General features: G+C 60.1%; 16 protein-coding genes and 2 pseudogenes. 1 reads left to right on the forward strand and 17 read right to left on the reverse strand.

Annotation, left to right across the window (positions count from 1 at the left end; genetic code table 11):
- Positions 1-5: 5 nt before the first annotated feature.
- From IVB27_RS27320 to IVB27_RS27375, 12 genes and pseudogenes are all read right to left on the reverse strand, one after another.
- Positions 6-737 (reverse strand): hypothetical protein, encoded by a 732-nt coding sequence (locus IVB27_RS27320; RefSeq protein ID WP_247446152.1) that lies wholly within the window; start codon positions 735-737, stop codon positions 6-8.
- The gene (gene hybE, locus IVB27_RS27325; RefSeq protein WP_247446153.1) at positions 734-1249 is read right to left on the reverse strand and encodes a [NiFe]-hydrogenase assembly chaperone HybE; all 516 of its coding nucleotides are present in this window, start codon (positions 1247-1249) and stop codon (positions 734-736) included. Before hybE ends, IVB27_RS27320 begins: the two co-directional genes overlap by 4 nt.
- On the reverse strand, positions 1246-1455 hold the full coding sequence (locus IVB27_RS27330) for a rubredoxin (protein ID WP_247446154.1): 210 nt from the start codon (positions 1453-1455) through the stop codon (positions 1246-1248). Before IVB27_RS27330 ends, hybE begins: the two co-directional genes overlap by 4 nt.
- On the reverse strand, positions 1452-2315 hold the full coding sequence (locus IVB27_RS27335) for a hydrogenase expression/formation protein (RefSeq protein ID WP_247446155.1): 864 nt from the start codon (positions 2313-2315) through the stop codon (positions 1452-1454). The genes IVB27_RS27330 and IVB27_RS27335 overlap by 4 nt, the downstream gene beginning before the upstream one ends.
- Entirely contained in the window at positions 2312-2755 is a 444-nt protein-coding gene (locus IVB27_RS27340) for a thioredoxin domain-containing protein (protein WP_247446182.1), read from the reverse strand. The genes IVB27_RS27335 and IVB27_RS27340 overlap by 4 nt, the downstream gene beginning before the upstream one ends.
- Before the next feature lie 238 nt (positions 2756-2993).
- Positions 2994-3290, reverse strand: a complete 297-nt coding sequence (locus tag IVB27_RS27345; RefSeq protein WP_247446156.1) for a HypC/HybG/HupF family hydrogenase formation chaperone — start codon at positions 3288-3290, stop codon at positions 2994-2996.
- 25 nt (positions 3291-3315) lie between these two features.
- Complete coding sequence (locus IVB27_RS27350) at positions 3316-3900, reverse strand: hydrogenase maturation protease HybD family protein (protein ID WP_247446157.1); 585 nt, start codon at positions 3898-3900, stop codon at positions 3316-3318.
- Positions 3901-3918: 18 nt separating this feature from the next.
- A complete protein-coding gene (gene cybH / locus IVB27_RS27355; protein WP_247350405.1) occupies positions 3919-4662 on the reverse strand; it encodes a Ni/Fe-hydrogenase, b-type cytochrome subunit in 744 nt (247 codons plus the stop codon).
- 16 nt (positions 4663-4678) lie between these two features.
- Positions 4679-6469, reverse strand: coding sequence for a nickel-dependent hydrogenase large subunit (locus tag IVB27_RS27360; RefSeq protein WP_247350403.1), 1791 nt, complete (start codon positions 6467-6469; stop codon positions 4679-4681).
- A 30-nt stretch (positions 6470-6499) separates the two neighbouring features.
- A complete protein-coding gene (locus IVB27_RS27365; RefSeq protein WP_247350400.1) occupies positions 6500-7591 on the reverse strand; it encodes a hydrogenase small subunit in 1092 nt (363 codons plus the stop codon).
- Positions 7592-7945: 354 nt separating this feature from the next.
- Positions 7946-8441 (reverse strand): annotated as a pseudogene (locus tag IVB27_RS27370) (nickel-dependent hydrogenase large subunit); the annotation flags it as partial.
- Positions 8438-8610 (reverse strand): annotated as a pseudogene (locus tag IVB27_RS27375) (NADH-quinone oxidoreductase subunit B family protein); the annotation flags it as partial. The pseudogenes IVB27_RS27370 and IVB27_RS27375, both read right to left, overlap by 4 nt.
- A gap of 2165 nt (positions 8611-10775) precedes the next feature.
- On the opposite strand from IVB27_RS27375, the gene IVB27_RS27380 reads away from it, so the two are divergent.
- Positions 10776-11837 carry a pyridoxal-phosphate dependent enzyme gene (locus tag IVB27_RS27380; protein ID WP_247446158.1) on the forward strand — a complete coding sequence of 354 codons (1062 nt, stop codon included), beginning with the start codon at positions 10776-10778 and terminating at the stop codon, positions 11835-11837.
- A 69-nt stretch (positions 11838-11906) separates the two neighbouring features.
- Here IVB27_RS27380 and IVB27_RS27385 read toward each other — a convergent pair whose 3' ends face one another.
- The 5 genes from IVB27_RS27385 to IVB27_RS27405 all read right to left on the reverse strand — a co-directional run bounded on the left by IVB27_RS27385 (position 11907) and on the right by IVB27_RS27405 (position 17569).
- On the reverse strand, positions 11907-12422 hold the full coding sequence (locus IVB27_RS27385) for a hypothetical protein (protein WP_247446160.1): 516 nt from the start codon (positions 12420-12422) through the stop codon (positions 11907-11909).
- A 776-nt stretch (positions 12423-13198) separates the two neighbouring features.
- Positions 13199-14536: a glutamine synthetase family protein gene (locus IVB27_RS27390; protein WP_247350392.1), complete on the reverse strand. Its 1338-nt coding sequence runs from the start codon at positions 14534-14536 to the stop codon at positions 13199-13201.
- Positions 14536-15822, reverse strand: coding sequence for an ATP-grasp domain-containing protein (locus tag IVB27_RS27395; RefSeq protein ID WP_247446161.1), 1287 nt, complete (start codon positions 15820-15822; stop codon positions 14536-14538). Before IVB27_RS27395 ends, IVB27_RS27390 begins: the two co-directional genes overlap by 1 nt.
- Complete coding sequence (locus IVB27_RS27400; RefSeq protein WP_247446162.1) at positions 15819-16781, reverse strand: EamA family transporter; 963 nt, start codon at positions 16779-16781, stop codon at positions 15819-15821. Before IVB27_RS27400 ends, IVB27_RS27395 begins: the two co-directional genes overlap by 4 nt.
- Positions 16778-17569, reverse strand: a complete 792-nt coding sequence (locus IVB27_RS27405) for a gamma-glutamyl-gamma-aminobutyrate hydrolase family protein (protein WP_247350385.1) — start codon at positions 17567-17569, stop codon at positions 16778-16780. The genes IVB27_RS27400 and IVB27_RS27405 overlap by 4 nt, the downstream gene beginning before the upstream one ends.
- Positions 17570-17581: the final 12 nt, after the last annotated feature.

Below are 17581 nucleotides of genomic sequence, written 5' to 3' on the forward strand. Positions count from 1 at the left end.
CGCCTTCAGACGCTCGGCGGCCCCGCGCCCGGCGGCAGGATCGGCTCGCGCCTAACCCGCCGCGCCCAGACGCCGGTCTCCGGAATCCGGCCATGGAGATCAGGCGCATCGGAGAATATCGCGCCATCGGCGAGCAGCCGCATGACGATTTCGAGATCGTCGGCTGCCGACAGGAATGACTGTTCGACGACCGGCGGCAACAAGGCATCGCCATCGAAATTCGCAAGATGTACCGCCAGCGCGCTGCCGGCCCCGGGGGTTTGCTCCTCGCTCGCGATCCCGAGCGCGGTGAGCGATGCCCTGATCTTCGCCACCGCCTCGCGGCGCGAGACCGCCTCCCCGCGCTCGGCGATGCTGCCACCCAGAACGGCCGTGGCCTCCATCATGGCACGAACCGCTGCGGCGCCGGCGCCGTCAAGCGTGAGACGGCCAACGCACAGGCCGCGTAACAATTCGGTCAGGCGTTCGGCGACGACAGCGACGACGCGACCGCGCTCGATCTGGAGACCGGCATCCTCGCCCCGCGCCGCCTCGACCGCGGACAGGAAAGCTACCTGATGCGCCATCGAGCACAGGGAGAACAGACGCGGCAGCACCGACGGCAGTGACGAGGCCAGCTTTCCCGCGAACAAGCGCGTCAACGGCGGCCGGCTGCGCGGCCGGATTGCAACGTCGGCGATCGTGCCGCCGGCGAGCCACACCGTGATGTCGATCTCGTTCCGGAAGGCCAGGCTCATCCGCACCGCTCCGTCAGAACACCGCGCAGGAAGTTACCCCGATCGATCGGGCTTGTTGCGGGCTCGCGACGACGGACCGCCTCCTCGCTGTTGGCCGGCAGCATCAGCTCGGCGAAGGTCGCTTCGGCCGTCGCCCGCGCGGCGACCATGTCCGCAAACTGGAACATCGGCGAGAACAGCGAGCAGCTCGCGATCAGGCCCATTTGTCCGACCTCGCTGAGAGTGAATTCGACATCGCCCGCAGGGAAGCGGATTTGCAAGCTCGGGCCCGAAGTATCCCGCGCGATCGCGCCCGCCGGGATCACCACGTTCATGAACCAGGGCGTGACCATGATGCCGATCGTCGTGCCGTTGAACCAGCGGAAACCGACCGCTTCGACGCCGAGCGCGTCGTTGTAGATCGGCAGATCGCGCATCGCGCGCTCGCCGATCTCCCGATAGCTTCCTGCCAAGAGCTCGCCCCACGCTTCGGCGTTGGCGTCGCTGGCAGGAATTTGCGCATCTGCCGTCATGACTGGAGCGCCATGAACTTGGATTTTGGAGAGTCGCAGTTCGGGCAGCACCAGTCTTTCGGCAACGCCGCGAACGGAGTGCCGGGCGCGATCTGTGCCACCCCGTCGCCATCGCTGGGATCATAGACCGTCCAGCAGATGCTGCATTCCAGCCGCGTGACATCAGCGACGTCCTGGCGCACCCCAAAATTCTCGAACCCGCTCATTTGAAATAGGCCTCGATCATCTCCTGAAGCCGCTCAGCCGAGTCCTCGAAATCCTCGTTAGCCGCAATCGCCGCCGTGGGCACGCCGCCGACCTCCAGCGTATCGAGGATGACGGTGTCCATGGCGTTGAAGAACTGCACCGACCAGACATTGCGGATGCCCGTGGAGAGCACCCGGCAGGTACCGTAGCCGCGAGAACGCAGTTGGATCGGCCCGTTCTTGATCGTGTCCTGGAGAAAACTCATGTCGACCGGGCTCATCGGCAGCAGCGTGAAATTGATGATCTGCGAGCGGATGCCCGGCCGCCATGCGAGCGCCCGCTCGCGGATTTCCGCAAGCACCGGCAGCACGTTCATGGCCCCTTCGGGCGCCTGCCCGATCTCGAAATCCGCAGCCGTGAGATCGGCAGCGGCGCGCTTCACGATCTCCGGGATCGGCCCGACCTCGAGATATTCGTGATTGGCGTCGCTCGCGAGCCGCACGCGCCAGATCCCGGCCAGCACAGATTCCTGGATCTGCGCCAACGATCCATCGGGCAGCTCAACCACGGCGGCCGCTTCGCCCTCGCCCATCACGTCGGCAATCAGCTTGCGCTCGAGATCGTTGAGATTGCTAAGCCGAAACAGTTGCGTCGGCATGTCGGCCTTCTGGCTCGCGATCGCTGCGGCCACCTTCGACAACAGCTCGATGGCGTTCGGGCAGATCCTGGCGAGTTCCGCGCTGTCGAGCGTGGCAAGCTTGGCCAAGGCACCGGCCGCGGTCAGGCTGCCGCCCGTCGCGTTCAGGCTCTCATCGCCGATCGGAAACACGTTGATCGGCTGCTCCGCGCCCTCGGGCGCAGTCCAGAAACCCGCTTTCATAGTTCAACACCCTGGCGGTGCTGGGGAACGATGGTTGTCATGACAACGGCGCTCGTGCCGCGCGGACGGTCGATCAGCTTGGTGATGCGGTCGACATAGATTGACCAGTCCTGGATCTTCGCGATCAGCTCGAGTGTCTCGCCGTTGGCGACAAAGATCAGCGTCGGCTGCACGCGCACGCCAAAACGGTGGCCGAGTTCGCTCTCGGCACCGCGGGCGATCACCGCGGCACGCAACCGACCCTTGAATGCCTCGATCAGCTCCGGCAGCACGACCGCGACATCGATCGCCTCCGGAAAACGCGCGGGGTCTCCCGCCGACAGCAACACGGCGATGGCGCGGGCCTGGTCGGTCGTATTCAGAAAACGATCGACCGTCGCAGCATCCACCTCGGGCAAGCCACGCCGCGCCAGATCCTGCCTTCGCTGCTGTAATTTCATCAGACCTCCCCTGACAAGCTTATGATTCTGCTGGGAACAGCGATCAGCAAGGTACGTGCCAAGGACGGTTATCACCTTTCCTGATTTATCTAATTGATTTGAATCATATATTTCCACGACAGGAGATGTATCAATCCCAAGACGGAAAGCTAATTTCCATATCGGATGAAAATGAACTTAGCAGATAGACATTTATCTTCCAGCGAGGTCGCGGGCTCTCGCGGAGCGGGCTGCCGCGCTAATCAAGCCGGAGATGCTCGGGCAGTTGCGGCTCGCGGTCAATGAGGTCGGCGAAGAAGCGATCGCAATCCTCGCCATTGATCGCTGCGCCCAGACCGTCGATCGGGGCACCGATCAGGAGCGCCTCGGCCTGATGCAGAAGCCGAACGGCGGTGTCGATAGAGACCAGCACTCTGGCACCGGCCGGCGGGTTCGAGAGCAGCAGCATCGAAACGCGCCGCTGCTCGCCTCGGAACTCGCACAGCGCCGATATCCCGTCAGTCTCAACGATCGTCATCGGCAAGCCGAGGCACATGGTGGATCTCCGACGGTGCAGCCGGTCAGGCAGGCCGCCCCCTCATCTCATAATGCTGATGATCGATGTCGTTGGCGAGCAGCCGCTCCGATTCTGCCAACGGCGCCGTGCGCGGCATCACCTCGACGCCCCATTCGGCCAGGATCTCGCAACCAAGCTCGAGCGCCGGCGCGATCTGATCGCGAACCGGCTCCGTCAGCGGCCCACCCCAATCCTCGACGTCGAGCGGCTGGCAGCCGATCAATACGAGATGTCGCGGACAACGGCCAAGCAGGTCGGCCGCGCTGATGACCTCCTGGAAGCCGGTCTGGTGCAAGCTCAACTTCTTGGCGCCGGTGAAACGCGGCACCTCGTCGTCACGAACGAGCTTCAACTGCCCGGGCTCGAGCCCATAGTCGATCGCGTCGAACACGATCAAACGATCCGCATCCTCCAGGTAGTTCACGAGGTAGAGCCCCTGCGTGCCGCCGTCGAGAATGGTGACATTGTCGGGCACGGCGTAGCGGCGGTGGAATTCCTCCACCGCGCGCACGCCAAAGCCTTCGTCGGCCCACAGGATGTTGCCGATGCCGAGCACCAGGATGCGGTTTGCTTGCGAAGATGTCGGCATCGGTATCATTCCAGTTTCTCAGTCGCGGAATTGCCGCTCGCCGGAGATCATCGAGGAGATGATGCTCTGGCGCGACATGACGTCCTCACGGACCGCGGCGTAGATGTGCACCATCACGAACACGACCAGCGCCCACATGCCGAGATGATGCCAGGTGTGAACGTCCTGGCTGTTCGGCCAGATGGCGAACACCCAGCCGAACAGCTTGTGCTGCCAACTGTCGATGCCCGCACCTTCCGAATAGAGCGCAAAGCCGGTAACGATCATGAACGCCACGAACAGCGTGAAGCCCGTGAACATCGCCGTCCGCGCCAGCGGGTTATGGCCGACATACATCTTTGGCTCGCGCTCCAGGAACGCATACCAGCGGATTTCATGCAGCACTTCCTTCCAGAAGTGCTTGCGATGCACCGGCAGATAGAAAATCTGCCGGGAATGGTGATTTCCGACGAAGGCCCACAGAATGCGGGCAAGGAAGAACACCGCCAGCACCTGCCCCGCCGCGAAATGGGCAAAGCGGATATAGCCCATCACGAAGTTCGCCGAGGCCTCACCCTCGACCGAGGGCAATGGCGTTCCTATCAGATAACCAGTCACCATCAGCATGATGATCGTGAACGCGTTCACCCAGTGGCAGATCCGCACCGGCGCTTCGTAGACATAGACGGCGGGACGGCCGACCGCATGTTCGCCGGCCGCCTCGGCCGCTATCGCGGAGAGGTCCGGCTCGGCTTCCGCCGGACGTGCAGCTACATCCATCATGGCGTTTCCCCCTGCTTCACCTGATCTTGACGCTGGCCATTTCCTGGCCGTCCGGACTCATGACATGCGTGGAGCAGGCCAGGCACGGATCGAAGGAATGGATCGTCCGCAGGATCTCTAAGGGCTGCTCGGGATTGACCATCGGGGTGTTCATCAGCGAGGCCTCGAATGCACCGATGTTCCCTTGCGGATCGCGCGGTGAGCCGTTCCAGGTGGTCGGCACCACGCACTGGTAGTTGTCGATCTTGGCTTCCTTGATCCTTATCCAGTGCCCCAGCGCGCCGCGCGGCGCCTCGGTGAAGCCAAAACCCTTGGCCTCCTTCGGCCAGCTCTCCGGCTTCCACTTGTCGACGTTCGCGGTCGAGCTGTCGCCGGCCTTGATGTTGGCGACGAGCTTGTCCTGGAAGTAGCGCATTTGTCGTCCGGCCCAGACCGACTCCAGCGCGCGCGCCGCCGTGCGACCGAGCGTCGAGAATAGCGCCGACAGCGGAAGGTCCATATCCTTCAGGAACTTGTCGACAGGATCCTTGAACTCGGCCTTGTTCTGCGCATAGCCCACCACCCAACGCGCCAGCGGGCCGACCTCCATGGCGTGACCCCGCCAGCGCGGCGCCTTGATCCATGAATATTTTCCGCCCTCATCGAGCTGCTCGATCGCGGTCTTGGTGCCTTTCGCATTGGGTCCCAGCACGTAGTTCGGCTCGGTCAGGCCGTCCCAGGGATGCAGTCCCTTGGTTTCGTCGGGATATTTGTACCAGGAGTGAACCACGAACTCCTGGATCTCATCGGGGTTGGCATGATCTACGGGAAGCACCTCCGAAAGATTGCCGTTTATGATGGCGCCCCGCGGCAGCTTCAGGCTTTTGGAGGAGTAGTCGTTGGCGTGTTCCGGCACGTCGCCATAAGAGAGTACGCTCTTGCCGGAAAGACCGCCGCCGTAGAGCCAGTCCTTGTAGAACGAACCGATCGCCGCCACGTCGGCCAGGTAGACCTGCTCGTTGAACTCGATCAGGCGATCGATGATCGACGAGATCAGGTTCAGGCGCTCGATGTTGATGGCACCGACCGCGCCCGTGCCGTCGACGTTGATCGGACAGGGCGCGCCGCCCACGAGCCAGTTCGGATGCGGATTCTTGCCGCCGAAGATGGTGTGGATCTTGACGATCTCCTTCTGGAAATCGAGCGCCTCCAGATAGTGCGCAACCGCCATCAAATTGGCCTCAGGCGGCAGCTTGTACGCCTTGCTGCCCCAATAGCCGTTCTTGAAGGGCCCCAACTGCCCCGACTCGAAGAACTTCTTGAGACGGGTTTGCAGGTCCTTGAAGTAACCCGGCGACGACAGCGGCCAGCTCGAGATCGACTGCGCGAGGGTCGAGGTTGCCCGCGGGTCGGCCGAAAGCGCGGAGACCAAATCGACCCAATCCAGCGCGTGCAGGTGATAGAAGTGAACGACGTGGTCGTGCACCTGCAAGGCAAGCTGCATCAGATTGCGGATCGAATTGGCGTTCTCCGGAATGGTGATCCCGAGCGCGTTCTCGACCGCGCGCACCGAGGTCAGCGCGTGCGTGCCGGTGCAGACGCCGCAGATCCGTTCCGTGAACGCCCAGGCGTCGCGGGGATCGCGGTTCTTCAGGATCACCTCGATCCCGCGCCACATCGTGCCGGTGGAGACTGCGTTTCGGATGACGTTGTCGGCGTCGACATTGACCTCGACCCGCATGTGACCTTCGATACGGGTCACCGGATCGACCACGATGCGCTTGCCGGAATTGTCGAGATTGAAGCCGTTGGGAGTCTGGATACCCATGATCTTCTTACCCTTGGATCTCTTTGGCGCTTAGCTGGTGCGGTGCGCGTCTTTGCGCTTGCCAGCCAACCGCTTCACCGCGGTCACCGCTGCATGCGCGGCGACTGCCGCACCGACGGCTCCGGCCGCCACCATGCCGATCTGGTCGGCGTTCTTCTCGATGCCGAACTGCTTGATGTTAGTGAGACGGTCGTAGAACGAACCCTTGTCCCAGAATCCGTCTTCCGAGCAGCCGATGCAGCCATGGCCCGACTGAATCGGGAAGGAGACGCCGCCATTCCAGCGCACAGTCGAGCAGGCGTTGTAGGTCGTCGGGCCCTTGCAGCCCATCTTGTAGAGACAATAGCCCTTGCGCGCCGCCTCGTCGTCCCACTCCTCGACGAACTGGCCGGCGTCGAAATGCGACCGCCGGTAGCACTTGTCGTGGATGCGCTGCGAGTAAAACATCTTCGGCCGGCCCTGACGGTCGAGCTCGGGCAATTTGCCGAAAGTGGTGATGAAGGTGACAGTGCCAGTCATCACTTCGGCGATCGGGGGGCATCCCGGCACTTTGATAATCGGCTTGTTGGGGATGACCTTGTCGATGGGCGTCGCCTGCGTCGGGTTGGGCTTGGCCGCCTGCACGCACCCCCACGAGGCGCAAGCGCCCCAGGCGATGATTGCCATCGCATCCTCCGCCATCATCTTCAGCTTCTCGACGAACGGCTTGCCGCCGTCGATGCAGAACATGCCGCCTTCGTTCAGCGGCGGATTGCCTTCCACTGCGAGAATATATTGCCCTTTGTGCTTGGCGCGGGTCTCTTCGAGGATCGCCTCCGCCTGGTGGCCTGCGGCCGCCATGATGGTGTCGTCATAGTCGAGCGAGATCATCGAGAGCACGGCATCCTTCACCAGCGGGTGCGCGGAACGAATGAAGCTCTCGGAACAGCAGGTGCATTCGAGGCCGTGCATCCAGATCACCGGCACGCGCGGCTTGGTCTCGAGCGCGTTCGCGATGCGGCTCGCCGCCAGCGGACCGAGGCCGAGACTCGTCGCGGTCAGGCTGCAAAATTTGTGAAAGCTCCGACGGGTGATACCTTGTCGCCTGATCACACTGTAAAACGTTTCCGTCGCCGCGCCCATGAATCCTCTCGCCTCGGCTTTGACTTGTCTATGACGCCAAGGACAGCAAGAAGCAGGCCAAGCACTGGAAGAGGTAAGGAAAGTAGAGTAGAGTGATACCAAATTGTCGCAGATTTGAAATGCTCGAATTGCGGTGCGCGCGCGTGCCGCGACCGAGAAAAGCGGAAACAATTCGATTTCAGGCGACAACGAACTTTCCGCCCCCGCGCGAGAGACCACTCAATGCGCGGTGCACACGATCCAGGGATCGAACGAGCGCGCGACGTGCTGGATGGCAACCGAGCGTGCGCCGGCGTGGCCGAGATCGGTGCCGATCAGCGCCTGCTCCAGCGGGCCGCCGTCATCGGCCGGCTAGAAGGCCAGACTATGCAGCCACTTCCCGGCGAAGATACCCATGGGTTCGGGCAGCTGCGCCCGCGCCGGCAAGACATCGCGTGCCGCAGTGCCGCGCGTCGCTGCGAAACGGTCCCGTGTCTCGTCATGCATGCGCGGCACAGGGCTCGCGAGCGAAATGCGGCATGAAGAAGATGTAGAAGTGTGTGAGATGATCGGCGGCATTCTCCGCCGCATGCGCGAGATTGGTGGCGAGAATCCCGTTCGGCGCGACCTCGGCCGCCATCGCATCGCGAGGAGCGGCAGCCGCGGCGACCGACTGCGAGACCGAGCAGATGCCGCGGATCCGCGGCGCCAGCGCCAGCGCCTCGGGGGCGGACGCCCCTCGATGATGTGCTCGAAGTCGCGATACAGCGGCGCCGTCACCTCCGCGCGCATGCCCCGCCCACTCTCCACATCGAGGCCAACTTCGAGATCGCCCTCGATGCGTTGAGCGACCGATCGTGTTGCGCGTCATGGCATGCGCTTGGCCGTCGGGTGGCCGGGCGGCACGACCACGTGGTCCGCGGTCGACTCAGCCACACCCCTCGCGGCGTCGCCCACTTCGATAGGGCCGCGAGCGCCACGAACCAGGTCTTGGGCATGTCGGTCGGAAGTCCGACGGCAATGCCGGTAAGCTTTGCGGATGTCTCTCTCCACAGTGAAACGCGAAGCGACTTGCTCCTGCGCGAGCTCCCTCGGTACATCTGGCGCGTATGCGCGATGTTGGAAAGACAACCAATCTTACGGATGTGAAAGGTGGCAGTCGGACGGGGGAGCCCGCAACGCGCGAATTGATAAATTTGAACTTGAAGGTCGGGCTTTCTGGCCTCACAGTAGCACGGTTGGCGATAGGCTTTTTGCTGACGTGATGGAGATTCGTTCACGATGTCATGGCGTCCGCGTGACTCAATAGCGGCCACCCACGCCGAAGCCAAACTTATCGCATATAAAATAAGACAGAACTTCCTTCGCTCTGTAAACCGCCACTGCCTCGGCTTCGGAATGTCGTTTTCGCGACACACGAGCGTGCATTGAAACACGGCCGCGTCGGAATCGAACACAACACACATTTTCCGAATACAGAGTGCACATGCAGGGAGGACCAGACCTTGATGATGGAAACGATCGCCTCGATTACGCAGGCGAAGGAGCCTAAGTACTGTTCGCTCGAAACGTCGGCTGGTTCTGCGACGTGATATCCGCGAACAGGAGCAGCATCCCGCAGATGGGCGCTCGCGTCGGGCTGCGTCGCGAGGGCCATCGCCGCAATCCTTCAGTCGAGCTTCGCTGGGATCGCTCCAACCGCGGGCGTATTGTCATCAGCACTAAAGCTGTGATGCCGTGCGACATCCGCGTCGAAGGACTAGCCTTGCATCTCACGTCTCGTCAGGTCGTAGAAACTTACGAGAGACGGCGCTTCACCGCGGATGCCAGACCCACGGTGCGCCTAAATGCCAGGACTGGAGGTAGTGAACTGCAACCAAAGCAAGAGCGAAGACAAAGTGGCGGGCTGGAAAGCCCTCGTTCTCGGCTCCAGACGATGATCCATATTGTGATTGGAACAGATCGCAAGCGCGCAGGCGCTGAGATTTATCAAGCGGGAGAATTACAAGACGTTGCAGACGTTTGACGGAGCGGCATTCGAGCGGGAGCGGGACGCGCTGGCCTCGATTTACGATTGATCAGACATTATATCTTATATTAGCCGGCGTGGCGGCTATCTCTACAATCTCTGGAAGTGCACCAGCAATCCGCGGGGCCTCTGGCGACGAACCACTCTGGAAGAATTCGAGCGCCGCGTTGTGGGAAATTCTGCTCGACATCGGCCAGCTCGGTATCAGCGAGGGCGAAGACTGGCTTCTGAATGCGACGGCCTCGCTGCCCGGGGCTCATGGACGCACGAAACTGAGCCTGCCGGCGCGCCAGCGATGCTGTCACCTTGCGTGAGTTCAACATCGACGCGAAAGCGTTCGCTCGCGATAGCTTCGTGTTGCCGGAAGCCAAGCGACGCTGAATGGGTTGATCTCGATACGGTGGTGCTGTCGAGCTCTTTTGGGCGGGACATGGCGACGACATCTGGCTATGCGCGCACGGTGCGGCTGTGGTGGCGCGGCACGGGGGCAGATCAAGCTCCGGTGATCTTTGACATTGCAGCCGATCTCATGGCAGAGCCCATCGCAATGTCGACCATACCGTTGCGCGAGCGCGGATGTGGTTCGTCGATCAGGTCAGCGCGCGTGCGGAGAGCTTTGCTCTACCGAGCTACACCACCACCGGCGACACGACGTTGCGCCATATCGGGGACGCGTGATTTGGTCACGCGAGATCGGGATGTACCCCGCGTTGTCGCGATTGCTTGTATTGCGGTTGTGGCTCACCAAGCGTCCCACGTTGTTGAGGTTAACGCATTTGTCTTCAGCGCATATAGCTCACAGGTTCAGGCAGACGTGACGAGCACCTCATGCAGCTGTGAGTGTGATGGATCCAACAGGCTCGGATTGTGAAGTCCGAGGCAAGGTCCCGACAGGACAGTACAGCAAGATCGCGATACTTGCGGAAAGAGGGCACGTGCTGCTCACAAACTTCTTACGGCTCCCAGAGACTTCCTGCCGATAAAACTCTCAGATCATTGCGCAGATGCGCAATTTAAGGCGTAGGCGGACTCGAGCGCGAAAGGGGCCTCCGCGAAAAGCGCGCGATCGAAGTCGTCGAGGGTGGTGCTCGCAAATACAGCTGATATGATCGACGGAAACAGTTGCTGTGCAACGGTCCAGCAGCAGCCGTCACCTGTAGCGGGCAAGATCAATCCATGAACAGCACCTCCTCTTCACCAGTCAATTCGATCGCAGCCGAGCTTGGCCGCCTCGATCCCGCATACGCGCCGACACCCCTCCTGAACCTTCCGGCGCTTGCGGAGCGGCTCGGAGTGGCGCAGGTGCTAGCGAAAGACGAGGGCCGCCGCATGCTCGGCAGTTTCAAGTCGCTTGGTGGCACCTATGCAGGGCTGCGCGCGCTCGCCCGGGCCTCGCGCATGCAGTTAGCCGACCTTCTCGCGGCCCGACCTAAGGGGCAGCCGACCCTGGTCTGCGCCAGTGACGGCAATCACGGGCTCGCGGTAGCTGCCGCCGCGCGCTTTGCCGGGGCGCCTGCCCGCGTGTTCCTGCACGAGGGCGTGCCGAACGCGCGCGCGCGCCGCATCGAGAATCAGGGTGCCGAGATCGTATGGGTGCCGGGCACCTACGACAATGCAGTTGATGCGGCCGCAGCCGCGGCCTGCCAAGGCGCCGGCATTCTTGTCGCCGACACGACCGACGATCCGAACGACCCCATCGTTTGCGACGTCATGGCGGGATACGGCGTCACGGCGGCGGAAATCCGCGATGAGGTGGATTTCGCCGGCCTTCGGCGTCCGACACACGTCTTTATACAAGCTGGGGTCGGCGGACTCGCCGCTGCCATCGCCGAGGGCCTCTCGGGCTGGCTGGCATCTCCGGGCTGCATCGTGACGGTCGCGCCGGAAACCGCCGCGTGTCTTGCGCCCGCGCTCGCTGCCGGTCGCCCGATTCGGGTGATGGGCGATCTCCGAACATCCGCGGAGATGCTCTCCTGCGGCCAGGCGAGTGCGGCCGCCGTTGCGGTGCTCAGGCGTCACGGCGCTCGAGCCATCACCGTGCCCGAGGCGGAATTAGTGGATGCTGTCCGCGTACTCTCCGCCCATGATGGCCTTGCCACCACGCCGTCCGGTGCAGCGGGCCTGGCGGGTGCCATGGCTGCCCTCGCAGACCCGAGCCATAGAAGGGATCTCGGACTCGACCGGTTGAGCCGCATTCTCGTCCTCCTCACCGAACGCGCCTGGGAGGACCGAACGTGAGCACCGCAATCTTCGCTCCTAGTTCGAATTGCATCCTCATGTCTGGCACGCTCGACGCTCATCATTGGATCATCGGCGGTCCGTCTCCGGCTCGGGGACCAGCGGCGCGCCCCCGACGGAAACGGGCCCTTCTGCTTTAGGCGGGCGAGTGGCTCTTGTAGTCGGCTTTGAAGCGGCCTGGGCTGCTGGCGGACGAATATCCGCAGAAAGAGGCGCAGCAATGTTCTGCAGAGACTCAACTCTTGAGGCCAGGGCTGCGATTTGATCTAACATCCGTTTCAAATCGGCTTGCTGCGCATCGATGTTGCGGTTGAGCGCTGAAAGCTCCTCGCTCACCTCCTGTTGCCCCGACCGAATCTCCGAAAGGGCCGCCTTGTCTTCAGGTGACAACGCCGGCATTGGGACGACTTCACGTGCCACTAACGCCTCGATCATTCGGTCGATATGGGGCCAGTAAAATGGAACCCCAACGCATAGCCCGATGAAGATGGCGACAAATCCAAAAACCCACGGAAGGCGTCTTGATGACTTCTGCAGGACGGGCGGCAACTCCGAACCGTTCGCTTGATCAATCACATCCATCATTCTTTCTCTCGATCTATATTGGCTCTCGTTGCCGCGGTAGTAGCGATGACGGTCAAGAGCGTCCATGCGAAACTAATTGGCCATGCGCACAAAGATATCGGGAAAGATCATGCCGCTTCAGCGTCCAACACGACTCTGCTCGTGCAACGGATCGATGTTTTTCAGCCCCAACAGGCACTCGGCGCATTAACGCTGCACGCGCAACGAAAAAACGCACGAAACGATCGCGTCCATAGCTCTAAGTACACTCGCGATCGCGCGGGCTCCTCCGCACTGGCGGCAATCTGCCGGGAGCCCGGTGTGGGCAGCACGCGGCGGGCACCAAGATGGCTTTGTGCCGCGGCTGACCGCGTCGATGCCGCCAGTCAACGTACGCTAGTCTTATGATCGCGGTCGAGTAGCTCGGCATTTGGCTTTGCCCTCACAGACCCAGGCAGCCGGCTTTCCCGGCTCTTCCCGGGAGTAACCCGCGCCATTCATTGGATAGATAAAAATGACCTGGGCAGGCAATACCGCGCTCGGCCAAATCGGTTCTGTTTTGTGATCAGCCGCTTTTTCACCCTTGTGGATCCCTGGCGCGACGCGCGCCTCTTTCAAAGCACGCGACCCGGGCATCCGGCCAAAGTGGGTCAAGCGCCATCATAGTGATGGCGACGCTCGAATGCTTCGAACCCTCGCTAGCTTGCGTTTGATTCAACCACAATGCCAGCCTCACTCGCGTCTCACGTGATAGCCCCAACATCAACCGCGGTTCGGACGAACGACCGGCATACCTGCTAAATCGCTTCGAAGTACCGCTGGCGTTCACAGTCGGAGACTCGATGTTGAACGGCTTCCCACTCCCATCGCCGGGAACGGGAGAACGCTTCAACAAACCTTTCGCCAAAAACGTCCATCGCCTTTGGAGATTGTTCAAACCGGGATGTGGCCTCAGATAAGTCTTGGGGAAGCCGTTCGAACGGAGGATGTTTTTCCTCGCTTGCATCACCCACAGTTGGAGCTGCCAACCCAGCATTCTCTTCAATCCCCAGAATACCGGAGCCGATAGCACATGCGAGAGCGAGATAGGGGTTCACATCTGCGCCACTCAATCTGTACTCGAGGCGGTGTGCAGACTTGTCTCCCGGAATGACCCGCACCGCACACGAACGATTGTCAACTCCCCAGCTAGGACAGGTTGGAGCCCAGTAGCCTGGCCGCAGCCTCTTATAGCTGTTCACGTTGGGCGCAGCGAGTACACAAAAGTCGTTCATATATTTCAGCTGTCCGGCGAGGAATTGGCTCATAGTTCTTGAGATGTTGCGGCTTGCCTCGCTTTCGTAAAATGCATTTTGACCATTTGACGACATTGAAATGTGAATATGTCCCGACTGTCCCGGCCAATTCTCGGAAACCTTCGCCATAAACGTTGCCATCATACCCCGCTTCTGAGCCCAGGATTTCAACATCGACTTGAATACGACTGCTCGATCCGAAGCCTCCAGGGCATCACAATGACGAAGCGATGCCTCAATCGCCCCAGGGCCGGTTTCAAAGTGGAGCCCGCTGAGCGGCAATCTAGCATTCTCACAAAGCGCCAGAATTTCTTCGAATAGCTCATTACTGGCAAGTGTGCGCGCTACTGAATAGCCAAAAGGGCCTCTCGTCAGGGGGACCCATTGATTATAAGGCTTTTTCTCAATTGTCTCGGCGCTCTCATTAAACAGCATAAACTCGAACTCAAATCCAGCAGCGCAACTGTATCCGTGGTCAGCAGCTCTTCGTAAGACCTTCCGCAAAACACCACGCGGGCAGATGCTCTCATGGCCACCTGCAAACTCTGCGAGGTAAAGATACCGATCATGACGATTAGACACCGGACGCGCTGTGCCTGACAGAACACGCAGGTTGGCGTCTCCGAAGATCGATGGCGCCTCGTGCCCGAAATTCGCAGGTATCACTCGGTCCGAACAATCCCAGCCGAGCACGGCTTCGGAGAACTTGATTGTCCGGCCTTCGTCCGAGATATCGTCAGCAAATACGTGCTTGCCGCGAAGAATGCCGTCAAAGTCGCATACTCCAATCAATGCCTTACGCGCCTCGTCCGCGCCAGCCACCTGTATTTCGCTTGCCATCACTCCTGACCCTGCGCCGTCAATCCGAATACCTCGTCCATACGCATTGCTCGCAGCTTTCGATAATCCTCATAAAGCTCAGTCAAGTTGTTGCTCACGAGATACACAATACCCGGCGTCGAAGCTAAGTCGGTCGTCGGGACCAGATTTTGACCTATCGGAACAAACGCTATCGAATCTGCGAAGCTGGGCAGCTTGCGGATTGCGTCCAGTCCGGGATAACCGCCAACAACACCGTCGATATCGGAGATGAGTGAGACGCACAATGCGTGCGCAAGGCGCGTGTAAGGCCCGCGTCGTCTCATATGAGCAGTAAAACCGATAGGATCTGCGTAGCGCCACGCCGTCAGTGTTATATGATTGTGACCCAAAGCCATGGTCCGGGCTTTTGCCGACATTGTCCCCTGAAGCCTCGCTCCAAGATCCACCAGAACCGGCCCCTTATGATCGATGATAATTTCGGCATGAGCAGGTCCGTTGACCATCTCAAGCGCCCTTAGCGCCGGCACCAAGTAATCGGACAGCTCTTGAACAACTTCTTCGTCACCTCCCAGCAACTGCTCGAGCGCGCAGACCGATGCCGCGCCCTTGATGGCAACGGTGTCATAAGTCCACACCTCCGTAACGAAGATTTCTCCGTCGATCGAGACAGCGTTTACGGTGTATTGTTTGCCGTTTATCTTCTCCTGACCAAGAACAAAACGATTTATCGCTCCGAGGCAATTGGCCTTGCCGACAATAACATGCACAGCTCTGCGAACATCAGCCTCGGTCGCGCAAAAGAACACGTCCTCCGTACCTGCGCTGTTCAAGGGCTTGATCACGATTTCGTCGTAGCGCTGTTGACGCATCCAACTTATGACGTCCTCCGCATCCTCGGAAACAACTTGTCTGATCGATCGCACTCCTGCAGAGCTCAAAGCGTCAGCCAAGCGCGATTTGTCACGTCTTGCAGCGGACAACGCGGTTCCATTTGAAGGTAGTCCGAGCCGCTCGGACAAGGAATCGGCCACTTCAACTCCTGACTCACAACCCGCTATGATGAATTCCAACTCCCTACCTCGGAGAGCCTTAAAATGAAATTCAACGACCTCCTCCTCAGGCATTCGCTCGTCTGGCTGGATGATTTCATCATAGATGTCGACGTTAAAGTGCGATTGGAAGATTGGTGGGATTCGTGCATTCGACATCGCATGCACGGTCCTAATTCCGTAGCGCTTGAACTCTTCCGGCAGATATCGGCCTGTCGAGTATGCGTCGACAATTACACAATTCCGTTCCTTCATGCCGATCTCCGATACTGCAAGTAGAGGTTAGCCACGGCGACAGCCGTAATGAGAACGTTTCCAACAAACGTATATAAAGAAGGCACGATACGAGTATCGAAATACTGGAAAAGAAACGTAATGACAGGTGCCGTGGACAAGACCATGTTTGCCGTAAATGGCTCTACGCGGCGAATGCCCTCCTGCACAAGGAGCAAGGGAACAATGATCGTCGAGAGTGCAATCACTATGATCGCAAGCCAATGCTGTGAGATCTCTCGTAAGATGGAGGAAGGATCGCTGAGTGCTAGCAGCAAGAGGATTGCTCCATAGAAGCGATGGGCCAGCACTTGTCGACCAGATAATCCACGGTCGAACAGCAGTTTCACAAGGATACTGGTAAGCGAAAGGGACAGCCCAGCTGCGATCGCCAGGAAGATACCAAAGGATGAGCGAGATCCCCATTCGATCCCAGCGTTGCCGCTTGCCGCGATCCAGACCATGTAAACACCAATGGCCGCAATCAGAACGCTCACGGCGATATCTGACTTCGGAGGACGCCCCTGTCTCCTGATCAGTGCGTTCAACCATGCTGTCGCTGTAGGTCCCAATGCGACCATGAACGTGACGACTATAGCTGGCTCGGCGTACCTCAGTCCAATAAACAAACCGACCCAGCTTATCGCGGTAACGCAATTGAGCGACACAAAAGCTAGCATCGACGACTTCGTGACCTTCGCTCCAATGCCTTCGCGGCGAGCCAAAATGTTGAACGTCATACTTACGATACCAAAGGAGAACAGGAGAGTGACCCACACGTTCGCTTGCTGAAAATATGACGCCGCAAAGACTTCACCTGCCGCGCTAACGACAACGTAGAGGGCAATAAAGAGCACTCCTGCGGCGAATTGTCTGCTCGGCCTGTCGAGAGGCTCTTCTTCTTTCAATCCCAAAGGGCCCCATTTCGATCGAAACTTCACGCTACGCCCCTATCACTTCTTAGGCGATACGTGACACACGCCTCTCCAAATGCATTGAAAAGCTGCTTGCTCAGGGAATCAGTTTCGACGTGCCATTCGGGGTGCCACTGCACGCCGATCTGCAGCGTCGGTGCGCCTATTACGGAAGCCGCTTCGATCAGACCGTCGGACGCCCAGGCCTCCGGTTTCAGCGCAGCCCCAAGCCGTTCTATGCCTTGATTGTGCAAGGAGTTAACGTGCGCTTCGATCGCGCCCGCGATAGCAAGGAGAACGCCGTCAGGACATAATTTCACGCTGTGCGCTATATCGTACTGGCGATCCCTCGGCAGCCCCGCCTTCTCAGCGTGCATCTGTCCGCTTTCCAGCCTCCATTCGGACAACGACGGGTGAAGCGTGCCGCCAAAATAGAGGTTAAGCTCCTGAAGCCCACGGCAGATGCCAAGTATCGGCATCCCAAGGGCAACCGCCTTCTCGATTGCGCCCGCGGACAGCCTGTCACGAGGACGGTCCCTCACGCCAGCTTCAACGTCCGCCTGGCCTGTCAGTTTCGGTCTGCGCGAAGCGGACCAACTGAAGATGGCAGGATCGATATTCGATTCATCACCTGTCAAAATCAGACCGTCGAGCCTGCCCATGATCGACAGATCACTGTCGCCTTCCGCATCGTCAGCATCGATCGTTGGCAATATCACGCAAGCCACGCCCGCATAGCGAACGAGGGCTTGAACATATTTCCGCCGCAACCAGTCGCGGTGTACGCCATCGGCCAAAAGGCGGTTTGAGGTCACGCCCACCACGGC

The sequence above is a fragment of the Bradyrhizobium sp. 197 genome (assembly GCF_023073375.1).
Lineage (GTDB): Bacteria > Pseudomonadota > Alphaproteobacteria > Rhizobiales > Xanthobacteraceae > Bradyrhizobium.